General features: G+C 42.9%; 1 protein-coding gene. It reads left to right on the forward strand.

Going from position 1 to position 273, the window contains the following annotated elements:
• Positions 1–273: carbohydrate porin (locus tag Q4528_RS13895; RefSeq protein ID WP_303522175.1), on the forward strand; the 273-nt coding region annotated here is incomplete at both ends.

The following is a 273-nucleotide window of genomic DNA, read 5'->3' on the forward strand; positions in this document are numbered from 1 at the left end:
GTTTAGCCCAGTTCTACGGTGGTGGTAAAGGTATCTTTGCTTCACAACCAGACGCTTATGTTTGGGCTGGTAAACGTTTCTTCGGTCGTGAACAAGGTGGCTTGAGTGATTACTTCATGCTAAGTGCTGATGGTTCTGGTGCTGGTGTTGATAACTTAAACCTTGGTTTTGCTCAACTTGATTTAGGTTGGACACAGGGTGGTGGTGGTACAACTGCTTCAAACAAAAAAGGTTCAGTTAACTCTTTAGCCTTTAACTTGCACGATATTAAAG

This window comes from Staphylococcus pasteuri (assembly GCF_030547725.1).
GTDB lineage: Bacteria > Bacillota > Bacilli > Staphylococcales > Staphylococcaceae > Staphylococcus > Staphylococcus pasteuri.